Raw genomic sequence first — 16,874 nt, 5'->3', positions numbered from 1 at the left:
ATGTGGGATTGCTCTCAGCGGGGCGGTTATTCCTGCGGATATCACTATCCGACCGGGGTGCCGCCTTCAATTTCATTGATCATTTCTTGTATTCGTTTTTCGCCGCGCCCGAATTCGTTCACCGACGGCTTCCCCGGAATTTCCCGTCCGATCACCCGGGGCGATCGGACGGCCTCCCGGGCTCGCCGAGTCGATCAAGGAGGACCCGAGCCGTTCAGCCAGAAGGCCCCGTACACCGCCGACGCCAGGGCCACGCCGCCGAGCACCGCCGCCGATCTGCTCGTACGCAGCCGGGCGAGCGCCACCGCGACCGGCAGCAGGAGCGGGAAGGCGGGCAGGAGCAGTCGCGGCTTCGAGCCGAAGTACCCCGACGCGCACAGGGCGAGCGCGACGACGATCCCGCAGTAGACGAGGAGCGCGAGCGGCTGACCTCGCCGTACGCACAGCACGTAGAGCCAGATCACGAGCGCGACCCCGACGGTCAGGCCGAGCCCCGCGAGCGCCGAGGGGAATGACGTGAACTTGTCGCCGACGAAGCGCGCGAAGGCGAGACCGCCGTCGAAGCCGTTGCCCCACTGGCCCTGCACGTCGAGATAGCCGAAGAGGCCGCCCCCCGTGCGGTGCCCCACCCACAGGACGTACGCGGCGGCGCCCAGCGGGGCGAGCAGCACACCGACGGCCATGCGCCAGGAGATCTTCCTGTCGCGCACGACGTGGACCGCGGCCGTCGCCCAGAGCGCGGCGACCACCGCCGCTCCCACCGGCCGGGTCAGCCCCGCGAGCGAGGCGAGCAGCCCCGCACTCACCCACCGTCCGGTCAGGACCGCGTACAGCGACCAGGCCGCCAGCGCCGTGAACAAGGACTCGCTGTACGCCATCGACTGCACGATCCCGACCGGGAGCACCGCCCACAGCACGACCGCGCAGATCCCGGCCCGTCGCCCGTACAGCAGCTCGGCCACCAGGAAGATCCCCCAGGCCGCGCAGAGCGACGCGAGCCAGCTCACCACCAGGCCCGCGTCCGCGGACGACAGCGGGCTCACCGCCGACACCAGCCGCTCCAGCCACGGCAGCAGCGGGAAGAACGCGAGGTTCGAGTGCACGGTGCCGTCCGGCAGGCGCACCTCCCAGCCGTAGCCGAAATCCGCGACGCGGGTGTACCAGAGCGAGTCCCAGCGGGCGGTCAGCAGCGTGTGCGGGCTCTTCCCCTTCGCCGCGCTCCACACGGCGAGCATGAGCAGGCCCAGGGCGCGCACCCCGGCATAGGCGAGGAGCGCGGGCGCCGCGCGGCCCAGCGAACCGGCCGCCCGGGCCGGCGCGTGCCGCGGTTCTTGCAGGTCGACTTCGGTCACGGCGTCGATTATCGGCGCCGGGCGCAACCGGACCGCACGCGCGGTGCGTGGTCGGAGGGTGGAGCGTGGCGTACGCCACACTCCATGGTCGGGCACATGAGAGGTCCGCCACGTGTCACCACAATGGACTCGCGTACTCTGGCGGCTCACTCGCCAATCGTTGCGTGGGCACGGGAGTCCGCTCCTTCCGGCCGCAACCGCGGGGAAGTCCCCACCCCGCGGATCCGCCGAGCGCGAGGGACCACTGGGAGGTACGCATATGTCCGGGACGACCACGGCCACCGTGCGCTCTCGCCTGCGGACCGCCGGCCCAGGCGCCAATCGCTGGGTCGTCCTCGTCGTTCTGTGCACCAGCCTGCTGCTCGTCGCCCTCGACGCGACCGTGCTGCACGTCGCCGTCCCCGCCGTCACCCAGGACCTGCGTCCCTCGGCGGTCCAGCTGCTGTGGATCGTCGACGCCTATCCGCTGATCTGCGCGGCGCTCCTGATCCTCTTCGGCACACTCGGTGACCGCGTCGGACGCAGACGCGTCCTCCTCCTCGGATACGGCCTCTTCGGCGTGGCCTCCGCACTCGCCGTGTTCGCCTCGACACCGCACGTCCTGATCCTGGCCCGCGCGCTGCTCGGCGTCGGCGGCGCGATGATCATGCCCGCGACCCTGTCGATCCTGCGGGCGGTCTTCCCCGACCGGCGCGAGCGCGCCGTGGCCATCGGCGTCTGGTCCGCGGTCGCCGCGATAGGCGCCGCCACCGGACCGGTGCTCGGCGGCTTCATGGTCGAGCACTTCTGGTGGGGCTCGGTCTTCCTGATCAACATCCCGCTGATGGCCGTCATGCTGCCCCTCGGCCGTCTCATACTTCCCGAGTCCAAGGGCCGTTCCGACGGGCCCTGGGACGTGGTCGGCGCACTCATGGCGGCCGTCGGAATGCTCGGTGTCGTCTACGGCGTGAAGCGGCTCGGCGTCGACCGCGACCTGCTGGACCCGTCCGCCGTCGGCCCCCTCCTCGTCGGCGCGGCCGTACTGATCGTGTTCGTGCGGCGGCAGAAGCGCCGCGAGCATCCGCTCATCGACATGAAGATGTTCGCCAGGCCCGCCTTCTCCACCGCGGTCGGCTGCATCGTCCTCGCCATGCTGGCCCTGGTCGGCCTGGAGCTGATCGCCGTCCAGTACCTGCAGCTGGTACTCGGCCTGAGTCCCCTGGAGACGGGGGTGCGGCTGCTGCCCCTCACCTTCGCGGCGATGGCCGCGGGTGTCCTCGGCTCGTCGCAGCTGCGCCGCTTCGGACCGCGCCGCATGGTCTCGGCCGGCTTCGTCCTCACCGCGGCCGCGGTGCTCATGCTCACGCTGATGGGACAGCACGACCGGCCGTCGCTGCTCACCTTCGGCTTCGTCCTTCTCGGCTTCGGCCTGCAGACCACCCTCTTCGGGGCGTACGAGTCGATGCTCAGCGAGGCCTCGGCGCAGGACGCGGGCGGCGCCGCGGCGATAGGGGAGACCTCCTACCAGCTCGGCGCGGGCATGGGCATCGCCCTGCTCGGCTCCGTGATGAACGCCGCGTACGCACCCGGGATCGCCCGGGTCACCGGAGTGCCCGGATCCGCGAGCGCCCACGCGGGCAACTCGCTCGGCGAGGCGTACCAGGTCGCGACGCGGCTCGGCGGCACCGCCGGTGAGGCGCTGCGCAGCGCCGCCCGGGTCGCCTTCGTCCACGGGCTGCACGTGACGCTGTTCGTCAGCGCCGGGCTCCTGCTGCTCGGCGCGGTGGCCGCGCTGCGGCTGCCCCGGCGGATGGAGTGCGAAGCCGCTGCCCCGCAGGACGCGGAGGGCACGGCGAAGATCGGGCCCCAGCGCGGTCCCGAGCGGGTCGGCGTGGAGTCCACCGTCGCGTGACGGCTGCCGCGGGCGGTGACCCGGCCGAGGGGCCGGGCCCTACCCACCCGTGACGCTCAGCTCTGGTTGAAGAAACCGTCCGTCGGACGGCTCTCCGCCTCACCGTTGACCACCTGCGTGTCGGCAGGGCTCAGCAGGAACACCCGGTTCGCCACCCGCTCGATGGAACCCCGCAGCCCGAACGTGAGCCCGGCCGCGAAGTCGACGACGCGCTTGGCGTCCCCGGGCTCCATGGCCGTGAGGTTGATGATGACCGGGACACCTTCCCGGAACATCTCGCCGATGCCACGGGCGTCCCGGAATCCGTCCGGGGTGACCGTGCCGATCCGGCGGCCCTGCTCCTCGGCGGCGTCGGCCGCCACCTTCACGCGCGGGTCCGTGACCCAGGCGGCGCCGGTGTGGGGCTCGGCCCCCTCGGCGTAGTCGTCGTCGTAGTAACGCTCGTCATCGTTGTCGTCGACGAGGCCAAGCCAGGCACTCGCCTTGCGCACCGATCCCATGGACGCCTCCTCTCACAGCGGTTCCTCTGCGTTCCGTATCCCTATGGTCGTCCATGATGCGGATGGTGCGCCAAGTGGATAGTCGCCGCGCGGGGTTTTCGTGACGCTACTGGTGCAGAGTCAACACGGCGCTGTCCCGTGAATCCCAAGGGTCGTACCCCGTACGGCTGCTGACAGTGAGTGAAATATGATTCTTCGCGGCGTATGGGTGACGGCCGGGGCGTACGGGTGAACGGCACCCTCGATACGATGCCGCAGCTTACGTCTTCGGGACCCTCGGGGGAGTCGTCTTGTTCGGAATGGTCCGGCCTTGCAGCCATCGTCTCGGTGAGGGGCTCAAGGCCCAGTGGATGGCCCATCTGTGCGGACTCTGCCTGGCACTTCGCGGTGATCACGGGCAGTTCGCCCGGGTTGTCACGAACTATGACGGTTTGCTGATCTCGGTTCTGACGGAGGCTCAGGCCGAACACGCCGCCGGGGGACGGCGCACGGCGGGGCCCTGTCCGCTGCGCGGGATGCGCACCGCGTCCGTCGCGCAGGGCGAGGGCGCCCGGCTCGCCGCGGCCGTCTCGCTGGTCCTCGCCTCGGCGAAGGTCCGCGACCACGTCGCCGACGGCGACGGCCTCCTGGCCCGCAGGCCGGTGGCCGCGGCGGCCCGCAGGGTCGCCACCAAGTGGGGAAAGGCCGGTTCCCGTACGGGTTCTGACGTGGGGTTCGACACCGCGGTCCTGGTCGACGCCGTGGAGCGTCAGATGGGGATCGAGGCGCTCGCCGGCCTCGGCACCCCGGTGCTCACGGTCACCGAACCGACCGAGACGGCGACCGCCGCCGCCTTCACGCACACCGCGGTCCTCGCCGGACGCCCCGGCAACGCGGCGCCGCTCGCCGAGGCCGGACGGCTCTTCGGGCGGCTCGCGCACCTCCTGGACGCCGTGGAGGACAAGGAAGCTGACGCCGCGTCGGGTGCCTGGAACCCGCTCACGGCGACCGGCACGGACCTCGCCGAGGCACGGCGCCTCGCCGACGACGCGCTGCGCGGCATCCGCCTCGCCCTGCGCGAGGCCGAATTCGTCGACGGCACGCTCGCGCACCTTTTGCTCGTCCACGAACTGCGCCGCTCGGTCGACCGCGCCTTCGGCACGTCGGGCTGCGCGCACGGCGCCGACGCGTCCCACATCGCTGACCCCTCTCACAGCCCAGGCCCCGCGCGCGGCGCGCACGCACCGGCCGCGTCCACGCCGCAACAGGGCCCCGGCGCGCCCGGCCCCTGGGTGCCCACCGGATCGGGCCCGTATGTGCCGCCCGGGTCCTCGGGCCCGTACGGCTCGCAGAATCCGTACGGCGGCGGGCAGGGCGGTCCCGGTGGTCCGGGCGGGCCCGGTGGCTTCGGCGGTGGGCCGTCCTTCCAGCCGCCGAAGCCCGGCAAGCGCGGTTTCCTCGCCGGGTGTGCCGCGGCCATCGGGCTCTGCTGCACCTGCAAGGTGTGCTGTGCCGACGAGTTCGAGGGGCCCTGGTCCCGGAAGAAGCGCGAGGGCTGGTGCAGCGAATGCTGCTCCACCGACTGCAGTTGCTGCGAGGCGTGCTCGATCTGCGAATGCTGTGAGTGCTGCTCCTGCTGCGACTGTTGAGCCCCCGGGCGCGCGGCACGGGGCGCGGGCACGGGGGTCTCGGGTCGCGGGTCCGGGCGGGGTCAGTCCTTGATCTCGGGCGGTGAGATCTGTGACTTCTCGATCGCGGACTCGCTCGTGCCCCACTTCTTCAGGATCTTGTCGTACGTCCCGTCGGCGATCAGCTTGTTCACCGCCGCCCGGAACGCCGGCGCCAGCTTCGTGCCCTTCTTGAAGGCGAAGCCGACGTCGAGACGGTGGTACTCGTTGAGGAACTTCAGCCCCTCCTGCTGTGCGACGGCGTAGCGCAGCCCGTTGATGGTGCTCATCACCACGTCGGACCTGCCCTGCTGGAGGGACGACCAGATCGCGCTCTGGTCGGCGTACGTCTTCACGCTGTACGCCTTCTTCCCGGCGTCCGTGCAGAGGTGCTTGTTCTCCTCCAGGGTCGCCTCGAAGGTGGTGCCCGCGCCGGTCGCCACGTTCAGGCCGCACAGCTGCCTGAGGTCGGTGACCTTCTTCAGGTCGCTGTCCTTGCGTACGGCGAATCCCTGGCCGTCATTGATGTACGTGACGAAGTCGATCGTCTTGCGCCGCTCGTCCGTGACGCCGAAGTTGCCTGTACCCAGGTCGTACTTGCCGCTGCCGAGTGCGGGCAGGATCGCCTCGAAACCGGCCGCCTCCCGCTTCAGCTTCAGCCCGAGGACCTTGGCGACGGCGTCGGCGAAGTCGATGTCCTGGCCGGCGGCGGTCCTGCCGTCCTCCAGGTAGAAGGCGCCGGGCGGGGTGCCGCCGATGGAGGCGCCGACGGTCAGCCTGCCGCTCGACCGGACGTCGGCGGGCAGCAGCTTCGCCGCCGCCTCGTCCTTCTTGACGGCCTTCACCACGTCGGTCGTGGGGATCTTGTCGCTCTTGCCCGCGGGTGCGGCTCCGCCGGCGGAGGCTCCGGGGTCGCCGGAGCCGCAGCCGGTCAGTGTCAGGGTGGCCGCGGTGATCAGTGCGAATGCGGCGGTGAGCCGATGATGGGTCGTCAAGGTCGTACGCATGGCGTGGAGTTCTGCCCTTCGAAGACAACAGGCACGCAGGGATGAGGAGACAGCTGAGGGGAGGGGTACGCGAGGACGCGTGGGTGTGTGAAGGCGCGGGCGAGTGCGCGCACTTGGGCGCACCGGGAAACGCGGGTTACGTGGGAGACGCCGCAGGCGCAGAAGACGCAGAGGCGTTCAAAACGCGGCATACGTCCGGAAAGCGCCGGAAAGCGTCGAGAAGAGGGAGAAGCAGACGCGCAGCGGGCGTCAGAAGGGCATCAACAGGACGCCGACCACACTCGACCGAAGTCGATGTGGGAGCGCGTGACCAGCCACTGCTGCGGATGCATGGGCCAAGTGGAACAGGCATCCGTTTCTGCGTCAACTCACATGAGACGTACGGCTCACACTGTGGACAGCCTTGACAGCGAGCGGAGCGAGCCCCGTACTCTCGGTGAGGGGACCGCTGCTGAGGGGCTCGGCCCGCAAGTTCCGTGTGAAGGCAAGACCGTGCTGGATTCCAGTGCCCACGGAGCCTTCGCATGTCCTCGAACACACTCGCAAAGACCGCGCCTGCCGCGGCCGGACCGCCCGCCGACGCCGGTGAGGCACAGCCTCGCATCGTCCGCCGGCCCCGCGCCGGTCAGTGGCTCGCCGCCGCCGTCGTCCTCGCACTCCTCGCGCTCGCCGCCACCTCGGTGATCCGCAACGACGCCTTCCAGTGGGACGTCGTCGCCGACTACTTCACGTCGGCGTCCGTCCTGCGCGGACTCGGTCTCACCCTCTGGCTGACCGCCCTCGTCATGGCGCTCGGCTTCGCCCTCGGCACCCTGCTCGCCGTCATGCGTCTGTCCGCCAACCCCGTGCTGCGCGCGGTGAGTTGGGGCTACGTCTGGCTGTTCAGGTCGATGCCGATCCTCGTGCAGCTGCTGTTCTGGTTCAACATCGGGGCGCTGTACCCGCACATCCTCGGCATCAAGACGGTCGACCTGTTCGGGCCGATCACCGTCGCCATCATCGGCCTCACCCTGCACGAGGCCGCGTACGCCGCCGAGGTGGTGCGCGGCGGCATCCTCTCCGTGGACCGCGGGCAGATCGAGGCCGCGCAGGCGCTCGGGCTGAGCCGGCTGCGGCGCTGGCGGCGGATCATCCTGCCGCAGGCCATGCGCTCCATCGTGCCGCCCGCCGGGAACATGCTGATCGGCACCCTAAAGGGCACCTCCATAGTCAGCGTCATCGCCGTCCAGGACCTGCTCTACTCGGTGCAGCTCGTCTACCACCGCACCTACCAGGTCATCCCGATGCTCCTGGTCGCCACCATCTGGTACGTCGTGGTCACCTCGCTCCTGAGCGCCGGTCAGTTCTACGTCGAGCGGCACTACGCGCGCGGTTCGGAGCGCACCCGATGAGGCCCTCGCTGGTGATCGTGGGAGCCGGTCCGCGGGGGACCGGCGTCCTGGAGCGGATCGCCGCCAACGCGGCCGAGTACGCCGGGCTCGAACTCGACATCCATCTCGTCGACCCCTTCCCGCCGGGCGGCGGACGGGTCTGGCGGCAGGAGCAGTCCCCGCTGCTCTGGATGAACTCGCAGTCCCAGGACGTCACGATGTTCACCGACGACACGGTCGAACTCGACGGTCCGGTACTCCCCGGACCCGCCCTGCACGAGTGGGCGGACCTCGACGGCCGCGCCTTCGCCGACCGGCAGCTCCAGGGTGCCTATCTGCGCTGGGTGTACGAGCAGTCCGTGGCCGCGCTCCCGCCGGGCGTCACCGTCCAGCATCATGCGCGCCGCGCCCTGCGCGTCAGCGGCCCCCGCGAGGGCCGCCAGCAGGTGTGGCTCGACGGGTGGGCCCGCCCTCTCCTCGCCGACACCGTCATCCTCGCCCAGGGGCACCTGGACGCCGAACTCGACGATGAGCAGCGGGAGTTGAGTGCGTACGCGCGCGAGCACGGACTCGTCCACCTGCCGCCCGACTTCACCGCGGACAGCGACCTGTCCGCGCTCGCGCCCGGTGAGGACGTCCTCGTCCGCGGCTTCGGCCTGGCGTTCGTCGACCTGATGGTGCTCCTGACGGAGGGCCGCGGCGGACGGTACGAGGGCGACACGTACATCCCCTCGGGGCGCGAGCCGGTCCTGCACGTCGGTTCGCGGCGCGGCATCCCCTACCACTCCAAGATCGGGTACGACTGGACCGGCTGGCGCCCGCCGCTGCCCCGCTTCCTCGGCCCCGCCGAGATCGACGACCTCCTCGCCCGCCCCGACGGCTACGACTTCCGTCGCGACGTGTGGCCCCTCATCGACAAGGAACTCGGCTTCGCCCACTACCACCGTCTGTTCACCGCCCACCCCGAGCGCACCGCAGTCGCCTGGGCCGACTTCGAGGAGAAGTACGCCGCCGCCGAACCGCTGAGCGCCGAACTCCAGGCCCTCGTGGCCTCCGCCGTGCCCGACCCGGCGGACCGCCTCGACCTCACGGCCCTCGACCACCCGCTGGACGGCGTACGCCACACCTCGTCCGAGGAACTCCAGGACGGGCTGCGCGGCTACATCACCGCCGACCTCGAACGCCGCCACGACCCCGCGCACAGCCCCGACCTCGCCGTGTTCCTCGGTCTGCTCTCCGTGTACGGACAGGTCGTGCGGCTCGGCGACATCGGGTCCTGGTGGCACGGCTTCTTCAGCTACCTCGCCTCCGGGCCGCCCGGACCGCGGCTGCGGCAACTGCTCGCGCTCTCCCGGGCCGGCGTCGTGAGGTTCGCCGGCGCGGACATGCGGGTCGCCGCCGAGGACGGCGTCTTCCGCGCCACGAGCGCCACCGTGCCCGGCTCCGTCATCGAGGCCCGCGCCCTCGTCGAGGCCCGCCTGCCGCACCCCACGCTCGCCCGCACCCGAGACCAGCTCCTGCGCGAGCTGTACGAGGACGGGGCACGGGCGACCCCGGCCGGACTCCTCGCGGTCGACCCCGAGGACGGGCGCGTCCTGCACCGCGACGGCACGGCACACCCACGCCGCTTCGCGCTCGGCCCGCACACGAACGCGCGCGGCGCCGGGGCGTTCACGCGACCGCGCACGAACAGCCCCTCGTTCCGGCAGAACGACGCCACCGCCCGCGCGGTCCTGGCGTTCCTGCGCGACCTCGCCTGTCGCGCCGCAGCCTGAGCCCTGCTCGCCTCGCCCCCCTTCTCTCCCCTGTTCCAGAGGAACCGCCATGTCCCTGACCAGTGATCCACCCGTCGACAGAACGTCATCAGCCAAGACCGCCGGCGGCGCCGAGGACTACGCCGCGCTGAAAGTGGTGCCCGTCCGCCACCCCTGGCGCTGGGCCGCCATCGTCGCGACCGCCGTGCTGCTCGCCCAGTTCGCGCACGGATTCATCACCAACACCGGCTGGGAATGGGGGGTGTTCGCCGACTACTTCACCGCCGACGTGATCCTCAAGGCGGTGTGGGTCACCCTTCAGCTGACCTTCTACGGAACGGCGCTCGGGTTCGCGCTCGGCATCGTCCTGGCCTTCATGCGCCTGTCCGCCAGCCGGTTCCTCCAGGTCGTCGCCTTCGGCTACATCTGGGCGTTCCGCTCGATCCCGCTGATCGTCCAGCTGCTCTTCTGGTTCAACCTGGCGTATCTGTACAAGGAGTTGCAGTTCGGCATCCCCTTCGGGCCCGGCTTCTTCTCCTTCGACACGATGGGCCTGGTCGGCGCGATGAGCGCGGCCGTCCTCGGGCTCGCGCTCCACCAGGCCGCGTACGCCGCCGAGATCGTGCGCGGCGGCGTACTGGCCGTCGACAGCGGCCAGTTGGAGGCCGCGGCCGCGCTCGGCATCCCCCGGCTGCGGCAGATCCGCCGCATCGTCCTGCCGCAGGCCATGCGCTCGATCCTGCCCAACGCGGCCAACGAGGTGATCTCGCTCTTCAAGGGCACCTCGATCGTCTCCGTCATGGCGATCGGCGAACTCTTCTACCAGGTCCAGGTCATCTACGGACGCAACGGGCGCGTGGTCCCGCTCCTGATGGTCGCCACCGTCTGGTACGTGCTCCTGACCAGCGCGCTCTCCGTCCTCCAGCACTACGTAGAACGACACTTCTCGAAGGGAACCACCCGATGAGCGACGCGGGCGCCGGCCGGACCATGGTCGACATCAAGGCCGTCCACAAGAGCTTTGGCACGCTGGAGGTGCTGCGCGGCATCGACCTGGAGGTGCGCACCGGCGAGGTCACCGTCGTCCTGGGCCCGTCGGGCTCCGGCAAGTCCACGCTGCTGCGCACCATCAACCATCTGGAGAAGGTCGACAGCGGCTGGATCAGCGTCGACGGCTCCCTCGTCGGCTACCGGCGCTCCGGCGACAAGCTGTACGAGCTGCGCGAGCGCGAGGTGCTCAAGCAGCGCACCCAGATCGGCTTCGTCTTCCAGAACTTCAACCTGTTCCCGCACCTCACCGTCCTGGAGAACATCGCCGAGGCCCCGGTCTCCGCCCTCAAGCGCCCCCGCAAGGACGCGCTCGACAGCGCGCGCAGACTGCTCGACCGCGTCGGGCTCGCCGACAAGGCCGACGCCTACCCGAAGCAGCTCTCCGGCGGACAGCAGCAGCGTGTCGCCATCGCCCGCGCGCTGGCCCTCGAACCGAAGCTGCTGCTCTTCGACGAGCCGACGTCGGCGCTCGACCCCGAGCTCGTCGGCGAAGTCCTCGACGTCATCAAGGACCTGGCGCTCCAGGGCACCACGATGATCGTCGTCACCCACGAGATCGGCTTCGCCCGCGAGGTCGCCGACACCGTCGTCTTCATGGACGAGGGCCGCATCGTCGAACAGGGCGCCCCCGGCGACGTACTGGACGCACCGCGCCACGACCGCACGAAGGCCTTCCTCTCCAAGGTCCTCTGACCCCCGCGCCCCTTTCCTCTCTCGCTTTCAACTCACCTTTTCCATTCACCTTTCTCACCCAGGAGTTCGCACATGCTGTCCCGCCGCACCCTCGCCCTGTCCGTCGCCGCGCTCGTGGCCGCACCCCTGCTCACCGCCTGCGGAGGTGACAGCGATGCCGCGACCGGCACCGGCAAGGGTGGTGGTTCCGAGAAGGTGGGCGGCATCAACATCGGGCCCGACCAGCACCGCATCCGCGCCAAGAAGGTCGACGCGATCGCGGCCGAGCTGCCGGCCGCGGTGCGCGAGCGCGGCACGCTCAGGCTCGGCGGCAGCGCCGACGCCTCGCCGCCACTCGGCTTCTACGCCACCGACGACAAGACGCGCATCGGCTCCGAGATCGACATCGCGACCCTCGTCGCCGACACACTCGGCCTGAAGATCGAGTTCTCCCCGGTGTCCTGGGAGAACCTCTTCGTCGGCCTCGACAGCGGCAAGTTCGACGCCGTCTTCTCGAACGTCACCGTCACGGAGGAGCGCAAGGAGAAGTACGACTTCGCGACCTACCGGCTCGACAACATCGCGTTCGAGGCCAAGAAGGGCACGAACTGGCGGGTCGAGGAGCCCAAGGACGTGGCCGGGAAGACCATCGCCGTCTCCTCCGGGACCAACCAGGAGAAGATCCTCGTCGACTGGAGCAAGCAGGACGAGAAGGCGGGCCTGAAGCCGGTCACCATCAAGTACTTCCAGAAGGACACCGACTACTACCTGGCTCTCCAGTCGGGCCGCATCGACGCCTACCTCGGCCCGAGCCCCAGCGCCGCCTATCACGTGGAGTCCGCGGGCCAGTCGCAGATCATCGGCACGCTCTCCGGCGCCGGGGACAAGATCCAGGGCAAGATCGCCGCGACGACGAAGAAGGACAGCGGACTCGTCGACGCGTACGCCGCCGCCCTCGACCACGTGATCAAGGACGGGTCGTACGGGCGCGTCCTGAAGCGCTGGGGCCTGTCGACCGAGGCGGTCGAGAAGTCGGAGATCAACCCGCCCGGCCTGCCCAAGCCGTAGCCCGCCCGCCGCCCCCGTTCTTCCGTTCCTCGTCCAAGGACCTGCTCATGACTACGTCAACCGGGCGCGGCCTGCTGCATCTCGCGGCGGCCGTCGACCAGCCCGACACCTACGACGCCGATCCGTACCTCACGCTCACGCGCCTCGCGGAACGCGGCGCCCTCGACTTCGTCACCCTCGGGGACTCCTTCGGCCGGCCCGGGCCCGACGCGCTCGCCGTGCTGTCCCGGGTCGCCCCGGCGACCGCCCGCATCGGCCTCGTCCCCACCGTCACCACCACGCACACGGAGCCCTTCCATGTGCAGGCCGCCGTCGCCACCCTCGACTGGGTGAGCCGGGGCCGCGCCGGCTGGCGGCCCGAGGTGTCCGCCACCGAGGAGGAGGCCCGCCTCTTCGGCCGCAGGGCCGCCGCGCCCGCCGCGGAACTGTGGGGCGAGGCCGGTGAAGTCGCCGACGTGGCAACCCGGTTGTGGGACAGCTGGGAGGACGACGCGGAGATCCGCGACGTGGCGACCGGACGTTTCGTCGACCGGGAGAAGCTGCACCACGTCGACTTCCAGGGCGCCACGTTCTCCGTACGCGGCCCCTCCATCGTGCCGCGCCCGCCGCAGGGCCACCCCGTCACGGTCGTCGACGCCACGCAGCAGCACGCGTACGACGTCGCCGCCCGCCACGCCGACGTCGCCCTGGTGAACGCGGCGGGCCCGGCGCAGGCCGCCGCCGTCCGCGCCGGACTGCGCCGCCGCGCCGCCGAGCACGGCCGCGATCCCGACGCCCTGCGCGTCCTGGCCGCGCTGCGCATCGACCTCGGCGGCGGGGAGCACGCGGCCGTGCCCGGTCACGGTGGGGGAGGACCGCTGCCGAGCGACCTCGGCCCGCTCTACCGGGGCGGCCCGGTCGACCTCGCCGACCTCGTCGCCGCCTGGCACCGCGCCGGCGCCGTGGACGGCTTCCACTTCACGCCGGTCGAGCCGCGCCGTGACCTGGAGCGGCTCGTCAACGGCACGGTGCCGCTGCTCCAGCACCGCGGCCTGTTCCGCACGTTCTATCCGGGCAGCACCTTCAGGGAGCACCTGGGGCTCGCCCGGCCCGTCAACCAGTACGCCGCGCTCGCGGGGGACCCGTCATGACCTCGACCGACGAACAGCGCAAGCCCCGCGGCCGGAGGCCGCTCGACAAACACATCCACCTGGCCGCCCACTTCCCGGGGGTCAACAACACCACGGTCTGGACCGATCCGCGCTCCCGCTCCCAGATCGACTTCGCGTCGTTCGAGCACCTCGCCCGCACCGCCGAGCGCGGCCTGTTCGACTTCTTCTTCCTCGCGGAGGGGCTGCGGCTGCGCGAGCACAAGGGGCGCGTCCACGACCTCGACGTCGTCGGGCGGCCGGAGTCCCTCACCGTCCTGAACGCCCTCGCGGCCGTCACCGAGCGTCTCGGCCTCGCCGCGACGGTCAACGCGACGTTCAACGAGCCCTACGAGACCGCCCGCAGGTTCGCCACGCTGGACCACCTCAGCGGGGGCCGCGCCGCCTGGAACGTCGTCACCTCGTCCGACGCCTTCACCGGCGAGAACTTCCGCCGCGGCGGCTACCTCGACCGGGCGGACCGGTACACGCGCGCCGCCGAGTTCGTCGCCACGGCCCGTGAACTGTGGGACTCCTGGACGCCCGAGGGGCAGCCGCACCCCTTCGCGCACACCGGCCGACACTTCGACATCGAGGGCGAGTTCACCCTGCCGCGCTCCCCGCAGGGGCACCCGGTCGTCATCCAGGCCGGGGACTCTCCCGAGGGGCGCGAGTTCGCGGCGTCGGCGGCCGACGTGATCTTCACGCGGCACGGCACCCTGGAGGCGGGCCGCGCGTTCTACGCCGATGTGAAGGGCCGGCTCGCGAAGTACGGGCGCACCGCCGAGGACCTGAAGATCATGCCGGGTGTCACCGTCGTCCTCGGCGACACCGCCGCCGAGGCCCAGGAGCGGGCCGCCGGGATCCGGCGCCAACAGGTGTCCCCGCAGAACGCGCTCCTCACCCTGGAGCAGGTCTGGGGCGTCGACCTCTCCTCGTACGACCCCGACGGGCCGCTGCCGGACATCGACCCGGTCGTCGGCTCCGGGCTCTCGCAGGGCCGCACCCAGCGCGGCGACCCCTTGGTCGTCGCCGAGCAGTGGCGCGCCCTCTCCCGTGCCAAGGGCCTGTCCATCCGGCAGACCGTCATCGAGACCACCACACGACAGTCGTTCATCGGCACCCCGCAGGCCGTCGCCGCCGAGCTCGACGAGTTCGTGCAGAGCGACGCGGCCGACGGCTTCATCCTCGTACCGCACCTGACCCCGGGCGGCCTGGACGAGTTCGTCGACCAGGTGGTGCCCCTGCTCCAGGAACGCGGGGTGTACCGCACGGAATACACCGGTACGACGCTGCGCTCCCATCTGGGGCTGAAAGAACCCGTACGCCCCGCACGCGAGGAAGGCCTGACCGCATGACCGACGACGCGACCGGCGCAGCCGGCGCCTGGCAGCAGTGGCACGAACAGCGGACCGCATCCGTCTCCGAGCCCTACGGACCGCTCGCCCTCACCGGCACTTTCTGGCTCGACGACTATCCGGAGGGCAAACTTCCGGCCATTCCCGGGCAGTGGCGGGCCGACGGCGACGGGGTCGTCCTGACCGCCGCGCCCGAGGACGGACTCACCCGCGACGGACGGCCGCTCACCGGTGAGGTGCGGCTCACGGCCGACGCGCAGGTCGGCCTCGGAGAGCGCCGCCTCGTCGCGATCGTGCGCGAAGGCCTGTGGGCCGTACGCGACTTCGACCCGCAGTCGGGGCCGCGGCGCGCCTTCCGCGGTATCGAGGCCACCGCCCACGACCCCCGCTGGACGGTCGAGGGCCGCTTCACGCCGTACGGGACCGGCCGCACGGTCCGCGTCGAGAACGCCGACGGCAAGGTGCGCGGCCTCGGCCTCGGCGGTGAACTGGCCTTCACTCTCGAAGGACAGGACCTCACCCTCCAGGTCGCCGTGCAGGCGGACGGCTCGCTGTGGGCCGTGTTCGCCGACGCCACCAGCGACGACGGGACCTTCCGGTTCCGCTTCCTGCGGCCCGCCGCGCCCGACGCCGAAGGCCGTACGGGCGTGGACTTCAACCGCGCGGTGCTGCCGCCCTGCGCCTTCGCGGACCACTTCATCTGCCCCTTCCCGCCCCCCGGCAACACCCTGCCGGTCAAGATCGAGGCCGGCGAACGGAACCTCGTCGCGCGTACCTCCGTCTGACAGGGGAGCCGAGCCCCGGCGGCCTGCGAACCACCGCAGCAGCCGTCGGGGCATGTGGACGTGTACCGGACGGACGGCCGAAAGGCGCCCTTGTGCCGGTCAGTTGAAACACCGAATACTCCCGACCAGCGCTTGTCAGGGGCACCGCATCTTCGGAACATTCCGGAATCCGGAATCCGAACGGCGGGCCGCTGGCTGCGCCTCACGGGCCCCGACCCCACGCGGGCCCCCGACTTCCCTCGGGAGGAACGACCAGTGAGGATCAAGCGCACCACCCCCCGCAGTGGCATAACGAGACGCGCCCGGATGATCTCCGTGGCCTCCGGACTCGTCGCCATCGGCGCACTCGCCGTCCCCACGGCCAGCGCGTCGGACGCGCCCGTCGCGCACACCTTCAGCGCGACCCAGCTCACCCAGGCCGGCACGTCCGTCCTGAAATCCGATGTACCCGGCACCGCCTGGGCGGTCGACCAGAAGACCAAGCAGGTCGTCGTCACCGCCGACAGCACGGTCTCGCAGGCCGAGATCGCCAGGATCCAGAAGGCGGCCGGCAGCAACGCGGGCGCCCTGAAGATCGAGCGCACCCCCGGCACGTTCAAGAAGCTGGTCTCCGGCGGCGACGCCATCTATGCGAGTAGCTGGCGCTGCTCGCTCGGCTTCAACGTCCGCTCGGGCAGCACCTACTACTTCCTGACCGCGGGCCACTGCACCGACGGCGCCGGCACCTGGTGGTCGAACTCGTCCCACTCGACGGCGATCGGGTCGACCGCGGGATCCAGCTTCCCGGGCAACGACTACGGCATCGTCAAGTACAGCACCACGGGTACCCCGCCCGGAACGGTCGGCAGCCAGGACATCACCGGTGCGGCCACGCCGTCCGTGGGGACCACGGTCACCCGGCGCGGCTCGACCACCGGTATCCACAGCGGCCGCGTCACCGCGCTCAACGCCACCGTGAACTACGGCGGCGGCGACATCGTCTCCGGCCTCATCCAGACCACGGTCTGCGCCGAGCCCGGCGACTCCGGAGGCCCGCTCTACGGCGGCTCCACCGCGTACGGTCTGACCTCCGGCGGCAGCGGCAACTGCACCTCCGGCGGTACGACCTTCTTCCAGCCGGTCACCGAGGCGCTGAGTGCGTACGGAGTGAGCGTCTACTGATCCGTATCCGTCGGCTGACGGATACAGCCTGACCTGCGGCCAGCAGCAGAGAGCCCCCGCACGGCAACTGCCGTGCGGGGGCTCGCTCTTGTGCGCGGTCCGGGGTTACCTTCGAAGGGGAAACCGTTGAAAG

Annotated in this window: 14 protein-coding genes; 11 read left to right on the top strand and 3 right to left on the bottom strand. The window is 71.0% G+C overall.

Annotated features, from left to right (window positions below; translation table 11 throughout):
• Window positions 1-194: 194 nt before the first annotated feature.
• Window positions 195-1,235 (bottom strand): glycosyltransferase family 39 protein, encoded by a 1,041-nt coding sequence (locus tag LGI35_RS12280; RefSeq protein ID WP_227300278.1) that lies wholly within the window; start codon window positions 1,233-1,235, stop codon window positions 195-197.
• A gap of 376 nt (window positions 1,236-1,611) precedes the next feature.
• Between LGI35_RS12280 and LGI35_RS12275 the strand changes: the two genes are divergently transcribed.
• Window positions 1,612-3,243 (top strand): MFS transporter, encoded by a 1,632-nt coding sequence (locus LGI35_RS12275; RefSeq protein ID WP_227293908.1) that lies wholly within the window; start codon window positions 1,612-1,614, stop codon window positions 3,241-3,243.
• A 56-nt stretch (window positions 3,244-3,299) separates the two neighbouring features.
• Here LGI35_RS12275 and LGI35_RS12270 read toward each other — a convergent pair whose 3' ends face one another.
• Entirely contained in the window at window positions 3,300-3,743 is a 444-nt protein-coding gene (locus LGI35_RS12270) for a cell division protein SepF (RefSeq protein ID WP_227293907.1), read from the bottom strand.
• A gap of 290 nt (window positions 3,744-4,033) precedes the next feature.
• Here LGI35_RS12270 and LGI35_RS12265 point away from each other — a divergent pair, with 290 nt between their 5' ends.
• Window positions 4,034-5,371, top strand: a complete 1,338-nt coding sequence (locus LGI35_RS12265; RefSeq protein WP_227293906.1) for a DUF5685 family protein — start codon at window positions 4,034-4,036, stop codon at window positions 5,369-5,371.
• Between the two features lie 62 nt (window positions 5,372-5,433).
• On the opposite strand, the gene LGI35_RS12260 is transcribed toward LGI35_RS12265, so the two are convergent.
• Window positions 5,434-6,396: an ABC transporter substrate-binding protein gene (locus LGI35_RS12260; RefSeq protein ID WP_227293905.1), complete on the bottom strand. Its 963-nt coding sequence runs from the start codon at window positions 6,394-6,396 to the stop codon at window positions 5,434-5,436.
• A 524-nt stretch (window positions 6,397-6,920) separates the two neighbouring features.
• On the opposite strand from LGI35_RS12260, the gene LGI35_RS12255 reads away from it, so the two are divergent.
• From LGI35_RS12255 to LGI35_RS12215, 9 genes are all read left to right on the top strand, one after another.
• The gene (locus LGI35_RS12255) at window positions 6,921-7,787 is read left to right on the top strand and encodes an amino acid ABC transporter permease (protein ID WP_227293904.1); all 867 of its coding nucleotides are present in this window, start codon (window positions 6,921-6,923) and stop codon (window positions 7,785-7,787) included.
• The gene (locus LGI35_RS12250; RefSeq protein WP_227293903.1) at window positions 7,784-9,541 is read left to right on the top strand and encodes an FAD/NAD(P)-binding protein; all 1,758 of its coding nucleotides are present in this window, start codon (window positions 7,784-7,786) and stop codon (window positions 9,539-9,541) included. The genes LGI35_RS12255 and LGI35_RS12250 overlap by 4 nt, the downstream gene beginning before the upstream one ends.
• A 49-nt stretch (window positions 9,542-9,590) precedes the next feature.
• Window positions 9,591-10,487, top strand: coding sequence for an amino acid ABC transporter permease (locus LGI35_RS12245; protein ID WP_227293902.1), 897 nt, complete (start codon window positions 9,591-9,593; stop codon window positions 10,485-10,487).
• A complete protein-coding gene (locus LGI35_RS12240) occupies window positions 10,484-11,263 on the top strand; it encodes an amino acid ABC transporter ATP-binding protein (RefSeq protein WP_276314625.1) in 780 nt (259 codons plus the stop codon). The genes LGI35_RS12245 and LGI35_RS12240 overlap by 4 nt, the downstream gene beginning before the upstream one ends.
• Before the next feature lie 72 nt (window positions 11,264-11,335).
• On the top strand, window positions 11,336-12,310 hold the full coding sequence (locus LGI35_RS12235; RefSeq protein WP_227293901.1) for an ABC transporter substrate-binding protein: 975 nt from the start codon (window positions 11,336-11,338) through the stop codon (window positions 12,308-12,310).
• Between the two features lie 47 nt (window positions 12,311-12,357).
• Window positions 12,358-13,440 (top strand): LLM class flavin-dependent oxidoreductase, encoded by a 1,083-nt coding sequence (locus tag LGI35_RS12230; protein WP_227293900.1) that lies wholly within the window; start codon window positions 12,358-12,360, stop codon window positions 13,438-13,440.
• A complete protein-coding gene (locus tag LGI35_RS12225; protein WP_227293899.1) occupies window positions 13,437-14,795 on the top strand; it encodes an NtaA/DmoA family FMN-dependent monooxygenase in 1,359 nt (452 codons plus the stop codon). Before LGI35_RS12230 ends, LGI35_RS12225 begins: the two co-directional genes overlap by 4 nt.
• On the top strand, window positions 14,792-15,580 hold the full coding sequence (locus LGI35_RS12220; protein WP_227293898.1) for a DUF1684 domain-containing protein: 789 nt from the start codon (window positions 14,792-14,794) through the stop codon (window positions 15,578-15,580). Before LGI35_RS12225 ends, LGI35_RS12220 begins: the two co-directional genes overlap by 4 nt.
• Window positions 15,581-15,835: 255 nt before the next feature.
• Window positions 15,836-16,741 carry a S1 family peptidase gene (locus tag LGI35_RS12215; protein ID WP_227293897.1) on the top strand — a complete coding sequence of 302 codons (906 nt, stop codon included), beginning with the start codon at window positions 15,836-15,838 and terminating at the stop codon, window positions 16,739-16,741.
• Window positions 16,742-16,874: the final 133 nt, after the last annotated feature.

It is taken from the genome of Streptomyces longhuiensis (assembly GCF_020616555.1).
GTDB classification, from domain to species: Bacteria; Actinomycetota; Actinomycetes; order Streptomycetales; family Streptomycetaceae; genus Streptomyces; species Streptomyces longhuiensis.
Note: the sequence above shows the minus strand (reverse complement) of the source record. Positions and strands in the feature narration are given on the sequence as shown.

What these genes read in the sequence shown, in the direction of transcription:
- LGI35_RS12280 (WP_227300278.1), bottom strand. Translation starts at nt 1,235, where the DNA reads ATGCTCGCCGTGTGGAGCGCGGCGAAGGGGAAGAGCCCGCACACGCTG.
- LGI35_RS12275 (WP_227293908.1), top strand. Translation starts at nt 1,612, where the DNA reads ATGTCCGGGACGACCACGGCCACCGTGCGCTCTCGCCTGCGGACCGCC.
- LGI35_RS12270 (WP_227293907.1), bottom strand. Translation starts at nt 3,743, where the DNA reads ATGGGATCGGTGCGCAAGGCGAGTGCCTGGCTTGGCCTCGTCGACGAC.
- LGI35_RS12260 (WP_227293905.1), bottom strand. Translation starts at nt 6,396, where the DNA reads ATGCGTACGACCTTGACGACCCATCATCGGCTCACCGCCGCATTCGCA.
- LGI35_RS12255 (WP_227293904.1), top strand. Translation starts at nt 6,921, where the DNA reads ATGTCCTCGAACACACTCGCAAAGACCGCGCCTGCCGCGGCCGGACCG.
- LGI35_RS12250 (WP_227293903.1), top strand. Translation starts at nt 7,784, where the DNA reads ATGAGGCCCTCGCTGGTGATCGTGGGAGCCGGTCCGCGGGGGACCGGC.
- LGI35_RS12245 (WP_227293902.1), top strand. Translation starts at nt 9,591, where the DNA reads ATGTCCCTGACCAGTGATCCACCCGTCGACAGAACGTCATCAGCCAAG.
- LGI35_RS12240 (WP_276314625.1), top strand. Translation starts at nt 10,484, where the DNA reads ATGAGCGACGCGGGCGCCGGCCGGACCATGGTCGACATCAAGGCCGTC.
- LGI35_RS12235 (WP_227293901.1), top strand. Translation starts at nt 11,336, where the DNA reads ATGCTGTCCCGCCGCACCCTCGCCCTGTCCGTCGCCGCGCTCGTGGCC.
- LGI35_RS12230 (WP_227293900.1), top strand. Translation starts at nt 12,358, where the DNA reads ATGACTACGTCAACCGGGCGCGGCCTGCTGCATCTCGCGGCGGCCGTC.
- LGI35_RS12225 (WP_227293899.1), top strand. Translation starts at nt 13,437, where the DNA reads ATGACCTCGACCGACGAACAGCGCAAGCCCCGCGGCCGGAGGCCGCTC.
- LGI35_RS12220 (WP_227293898.1), top strand. Translation starts at nt 14,792, where the DNA reads ATGACCGACGACGCGACCGGCGCAGCCGGCGCCTGGCAGCAGTGGCAC.